The organism is Dermacoccus sp. UBA1591 (assembly GCF_002322065.1).
GTDB classification, from domain to species: domain Bacteria; phylum Actinomycetota; class Actinomycetes; order Actinomycetales; family Dermatophilaceae; genus Dermacoccus; species Dermacoccus nishinomiyaensis.
Genome location: NZ_DCNR01000054.1, coordinates 1 through 5,733, shown reverse-complemented (window position 1 = coordinate 5,733; position 5,733 = coordinate 1). Strand labels below are relative to the sequence as shown.

The following is a 5,733-nucleotide window of genomic DNA, read 5'->3' as shown; positions in this document are numbered from 1 at the left end:
CCACGAACTGGGCCGGCACCGTCGTCTTCGAAGCGCGCGAGCGATACGCGCCGCGGACGACGTCGCAGGTGCAGGATGCGGTCTGCCGGGCAGCGGCCGACGGTGGGCGGCTGAGGGTGGTCGGCACCGGCCACAGCTTCAACGACATCGCCGACACAGACGGCGTGCAGCTCAGCCTCCTCGACCTCGAGCGTCGCATCGACCTCGACGAGGACGCACGCTGCGTCACCATCGACGGCGGCGCCACGTATGCGCAGGTCAACGCCGTTCTCGCGCAGCGTGGTTGGGCGCTCGAGAACCTTGCGTCACTGCCGCACATCACCGTCGCCGGGGCCATCGCGACGGCGACGCACGGCTCCGGATGGGAGCGTCCGAGCCTCGCGTCTGCGGTGCGTTCGCTCACCCACGTCACCGCTGCGGGCGATCTGCACACGATGACGCGCGGCGAACCCGGGTTCGAGCACTATCCCGTGCATCTCGGTCTGTTCGGGCCCGTCGTCGAGTTGATCCTCGACGTCGTGCCCGCGTTCGACATCGCGACGACGGTGTACGAAGGGCTCGAATACGACGCCCTCGTCGACCATCTCGACGACCTGACGCGCCCGCTCTACTCGTTCAGCATCGCCCCCGACTGGAGCGACGGCGGTCGGGCGTTGCTCTTCGCCAAGCGTCCGCGCGGCGTCGATGCTCCGGCTCAGCTCGCCGGCGCCCGCGCCGCGACGAGCCCTCGTCACCCGAGCCCAGGCGCTGATCCCGTCGCGGTGACTGAGCAGCTCGGTGTTCACGGGCCGAGCGCCGAACGGCTGACTCACTTCCGCAGCGACTTCGCCCCCAGCGTCGGCGACGAGGTGCAGAGCGAGTACTTCGTTTCACGTGAAACGGTCGCGGACGCCCTGCGAGCGCTGCCACGGTTCGCCGATGTCTTCGCCCGCCTCGCGCACTCGATGGAGATCCGCGCCGTCGCCGGCGACAGCCTCAGTGCGAGCCCGTTCGCCACCGGCGAGATGCTCGCCATCCACCTCACCTGGCGCCGCGACCCGGACGCCGTCCGCCGTGAACTGCCGACCCTCGAAGCTGCACTCGGCCACCCGCGCCCGCACTGGGGCAAGCTGCACGCGGCACCGCCGCAGCAGCTCAGCGAACAGTTCCCCGGACTGCATGCCCTCGACGGCGAGGCGCGTCGGCATGACCCGTCCGGCATGTTCCGCAACGCCTGGGTCGAGCGGTTGCTCGGGAATGAGCCGGCCTGATTTGGTGCTGCAACCGGGGCAGGCGTAACTTCCTGAGACGTGGAGAGCATAGATGTTCGATAAGAAAAAACAGCCCAGTGTGGAACTGGCCGGTGAGGCCGCTCACGCCTCTGCCGTCGCGCAGTTGAGGGCCTCCTTCGAAGCCATCCCCGCCGGCGCCACGGTGCGCCTCGCGAAGAAGACCTCGAACCTCTTCCGTCCGCGTGAGAAAGCGAAGGTAGGCCTCGACGTCAGCGGCCTCACGGGCGTCATCAGCATCGACGCCGACGCTCGCACGGCCGACGTCCAGGGCATGTGCACGTACGAGAACCTCGTCGACGCCACGCTCGAGCACGGCCTCATGCCGCTCGTCGTCCCGCAGTTGCGCACGATCACCCTCGGCGGCGCCGTCACCGGCCTCGGCATCGAGTCGACGTCGTTCAAGAACGGACTGCCGCACGAGTCCGTCCTCGAGATGGACATCCTCACCGGCACCGGCGAGCTGCTCACCGCCTCGCCGACCAACGAGCACGCCGACCTCTTCCGCGCCTTCCCCAACAGCTACGGCAGCCTGGGCTACGCGACGCGTCTGCGCATCGAACTGCAGCCGATCGGTGACCTCGTCGAGACGCGCAACGTGCGGTTCGCGAGCGTCGCAGCCATGACGCGAGCGATCGACGCCATCGTCGAGACCCGCGAGTGGCAGGGCGAACGCGTCGACGGCCTCGACGGCATGATCGTCAGCAAGGACGAGGCCTATCTCGTGCTCGCCAACTTCTTCCCCGAGACGCGCCGCCGCCCGAGCGACTACACGGGGCAGAACATCTTCTACAAGAGCATCAGTGAGCTCGACCGCGACACCTTGAGCGCGCACGACTACATCTGGCGTTGGGACACCGACTGGTTCTGGTGCTCCGACGCGTTCTTCGCACAGAACCCGAAGGTGCGACGCGTGTGGCCGCGCAAGTACCGTCGCAGCGACTTCTACCACCGCATCGTCGGGTGGGAGAACCGCTGGGGCTTCGCCGCGAAGATCGACGAGATGCGCGGCGAACTGCCGCGCGAGCGCGTCGTGCAGGACGTCGAGGTGCCCCTCGAACAGCTCGAGACGTTCATGCCGTGGTTCGACGAGCACGTCGGCATGACGCCCGTGTGGGTGTGCCCGCTGCGCCTGCGCGGCGACGACGCGTGGCCGCTGTACCAGCTCGAACCGAACCGCACGTACGTCAACGTCGGGTTCTGGGGCACCGTCGCCATCACCCCCGGGCGGGCTGACGGCGACGTCAACCGCGACATCGAGGCCGTGCTGCCGACGATGCACGGCCACAAGTCGCTCTATTCCGACGTCTACTACGACGCCGAGACGTTCGAAGCGCTGTACGGCGCAGCCGAATACCGCCGCATGAAGACGAAGTACGACCCGCAGGGCCGCCTTCCTGAGTTCGCTGACAAGATGAGGACGCACGCATGAGCCAGACCACGACCGCCACCCCCCTCGTCGCCCAGGCCGTCCAGGCCGTGTTGGAGGAGCCGTTGCCCTTCCGCATCACGGCGTACGACGGCACCGACATCGGCCCGCGCGACAGCGACATCGCCGTGCGTGTCGAGAGCGAGGAGGGGCTGCGCTACCTCCTCAGCGCCCCTGGCGACCTCGGCCTCGCCCGCGCCTATCTGACGGGCACGCTGACCGGCACCGGTTTCCACCCTGGTGACCCCTACGAGGTGTTCAGCCGCATCAAGCGTGACGTGCGCACGAAGCAGCTGACGCCGAAGGGCGTCGCGTCGGCGCTCGCGCCCGTCGTCAAGCAGCTGGGGCCGAAGGCGTTCGTCCACCCGCCGCTGCCCGAGGTCGAGAACGAGCCCCGCTGGAAGCGCCACCTCGCCAAGGTGAACCCGGTGGGTCGCGCCGCCGACTCGATCAAGCACCACTATGACGTCTCGAACGCGTTCTACGAGAAGGTGCTCGGTGACTCGATGGCCTACACGTGTGCCGTGTTCGACACGCCGGACGACACCCTCGAGGAAGCGCAGGAGCGCAAGTTCGCCCTCGTTGCCGACAAGCTCGACCTGCAGCCCGGCCAACGGCTGCTCGACGTCGGCTGCGGCTGGGGCGGCATGGCGATGCACGCCGCTCGCGAGCGCGGCGTCCACGTCATAGGCGTCACCCTGAGCAAGGAGCAGGCCGAGTGGGGTCAGCGCGCCGTGCGTGAGGCGGGCCTCGAGAGCCTCGTCGAGATCCGCCACGGCGACTACCGCGACGTCACCGAGACGGGCTTCGACGCCGTCAGCTCGATCGGCCTCACGGAGCACATCGGCGTGAAGAACTACGGCAACTACTTCTCGTTCCTGCACTCGAAGCTGCGCGACGGTGGCCGCCTGCTCAACCACTGCATCACGCGTCGCGACGACACGGCATCGGCCAAGCCGGAGCCGTTCACCGATCGCTATGTCTTCCCCGACGGCGAGCTCGCCTCGCCGGGGCGGCTCATCAGTGAGTGCCACGACGCCGGTTTCGAGGTTCAGCACGACGAGAACCTGCGCCTGTCGTACGCCCTGACGCTGCGCGACTGGTGCCGCAACCTCGAGGCGAACTGGGATTTCTGCGTCGCCGAGGCGGGCCTGCCGACCGCGAAGGTGTGGGGCATCTACATGGCCGGTTCACGCCTCGGGTTCGAGGAGGGCTGGCTGCACCTGCACCAGGTGCTCGCCACGAAGACGACCGACAACGGCGACAACGGCGGCTACCCGCTGGGCTCGCACTGGGCACCCTGAGCTCTCACTGGCGGTGCTGAGCGGCTGCCCGTTGCCCGTCCAGACGCAGGCGACGCGCAATCATGACGGTGGGGTGATGCCGACCAGCATCGCCGCCACCGTCATGATCTGCGTCCACGCGAACGCGTTCTGGAACGAACTGTTCGCGATGACGACGGCCGCCGAGCGCAGGTTGAACGCGAGGATCGCGGCGCGGGCCCCTGACGCGTGGCGTGTGCGCGCCCAGTAGACGAGAGCGCCGACTACCGGCGCGAGCAGCGACCACATGTACGCGCTGAAATCGCTGCCACCATGCGACTTCACGAACTCGACCGTGACGATCGACGCTCCGATCTCGAACACGGTCAGGGCGATCATGAACCATCGATCACCGCTGCTCACCGACGGGGGAGTGCTCCACGAGCGTTCTGCCTCAGTATGGCCGCCCGGGTGCGGCGGGCCCCTGACGAATGTCACGGTGTGGCCGCCGTTGATGCATAACTCGACCTTTATGTTTGGCCAGTGCTACGTTATGTGTGGGTCACGAGCCCCGGCGCGAAGTCTCGGCTGGCCGGGCGGCAACCCCCATGCGAACGCACACGTGCGCCGGGGTGCCCCGAGTAACGACCCGGCCGCCCGTCGACCGACGCGGCGGCAAGCGCAACGAAGGGTCTGCCATGACACTCCTCGACACCACGCCCGACACGAACGTCGACTCCGCGAGCGGCGCACCGACGGGTGTTCCGACGAGCGCAGCGGCGCGCCACGGCGGCACCGTCGCGACGCCCGGGCTGCGCATCGAACGCCTCGGCCCGGCGTTCGGCGCAATCGTCCACGGCGTGGACCTCGCGCAGGTCGACGACGCGATAGCGTTCGACCTGCGCCGCGCGCTGCTCGCGCACAAGGTGCTCTTCTTCCGGGGTCAGGACGCGTTCGACGACGACGCTCAGGTGCGCCTCGGAAACCTGCTCGGCGAGCTGACGGCGGGCCACCCCGTCGCGGGCACGCACGAGCGCAAGGAGATCTACTCGATCGACTCCTCCGACCCCGAGTTCTCGTTCTCCGACGAGTGGCACACGGATGTCACGTTCATGAAGGAGCCGCCGGCCATCAGCGTCCTGCGCGCCGTGACGCTGCCGGACTACGGCGGCGACACCTCCTGGGCCGACGCGCAGGCGGCGTACGACTCGCTGTCGGAGCCGTTCCGCGGCCTCGTCGACCAGCTCGTCGCCGCCCACGACGGCAACCGCGAATGGGGCGCCTACCTGCGCAAGAACGGTGGGCAGGAGTGGAGCGGCGAGGTCGTCACCGAGCTGCCCGTCGTCGAGCACCCCGTCGTGCGTGTGCACCCCGAGACGGGCCGTCGCGGGTTGTTCGTCAACCCCGGTTTCACCTCCCACATCGTCGGCGTGTCGCAGGCCGAGTCGCGGGCGATCCTCGACGTGCTGTACGCGCACCTGACGCAGCCCGAACACACCATCCGCCACCGTTGGGCGCCCGGCGACGTCGGCATCTGGGACAACCGCGCGACGTCGCACTACGCGAACCGCGACTACGTCGACGCCAACCTTGGCCCGCGCGCCATGAGGCGCGTGACGGTCGGTGGCGACAAGCCCGTCGGCGTCAATGGCCTGACGGGTGGCGCAGCTGCCTGACGGTGTGAGCTGACATGGCGCGGTGCGGGTCTCTGGGGCCCGCATCGCGTCGTCATGTACCCCTCTGCGATTTTCGTCCCCCTTCGCGAATCCCGTCC

5 protein-coding genes and 1 riboswitch are annotated in these 5,733 nt (G+C 68.6%); of the genes, 4 read left to right on the top strand and 1 reads right to left on the bottom strand.

The genetic code is table 11. The features are described from left to right. From B2284_RS05670 to B2284_RS05660, 3 genes are all read left to right on the top strand, one after another. A partial coding sequence (locus B2284_RS05670) for an FAD-binding protein (protein ID WP_286697287.1) occupies positions 1-1,250 on the top strand: 1,250 nt, incomplete at its 5' end. Positions 1,251-1,302: 52 nt separating this feature from the next. Then, positions 1,303-2,700, top strand: coding sequence for an FAD-binding oxidoreductase (locus tag B2284_RS05665; RefSeq protein ID WP_136788140.1), 1,398 nt, complete (start codon positions 1,303-1,305; stop codon positions 2,698-2,700). Continuing rightward, positions 2,697-4,001, top strand: coding sequence for an SAM-dependent methyltransferase (locus B2284_RS05660; RefSeq protein ID WP_136788139.1), 1,305 nt, complete (start codon positions 2,697-2,699; stop codon positions 3,999-4,001). Before B2284_RS05665 ends, B2284_RS05660 begins: the two co-directional genes overlap by 4 nt. Positions 4,002-4,061: 60 nt before the next feature. Here B2284_RS05660 and B2284_RS05655 read toward each other — a convergent pair whose 3' ends face one another. Further along, positions 4,062-4,358, bottom strand: coding sequence for a hypothetical protein (locus B2284_RS05655; RefSeq protein WP_136788138.1), 297 nt, complete (start codon positions 4,356-4,358; stop codon positions 4,062-4,064). Between the two features lie 161 nt (positions 4,359-4,519). Continuing rightward, positions 4,520-4,647: riboswitch (SAM riboswitch) on the top strand. Positions 4,648-4,657: 10 nt separating this feature from the next. Between B2284_RS05655 and B2284_RS05650 the strand changes: the two genes are divergently transcribed. Then, positions 4,658-5,635 carry a TauD/TfdA dioxygenase family protein gene (locus tag B2284_RS05650; RefSeq protein ID WP_200829267.1) on the top strand — a complete coding sequence of 326 codons (978 nt, stop codon included), beginning with the start codon at positions 4,658-4,660 and terminating at the stop codon, positions 5,633-5,635. The last annotated feature ends 98 nt before the right edge of the window (positions 5,636-5,733 follow it).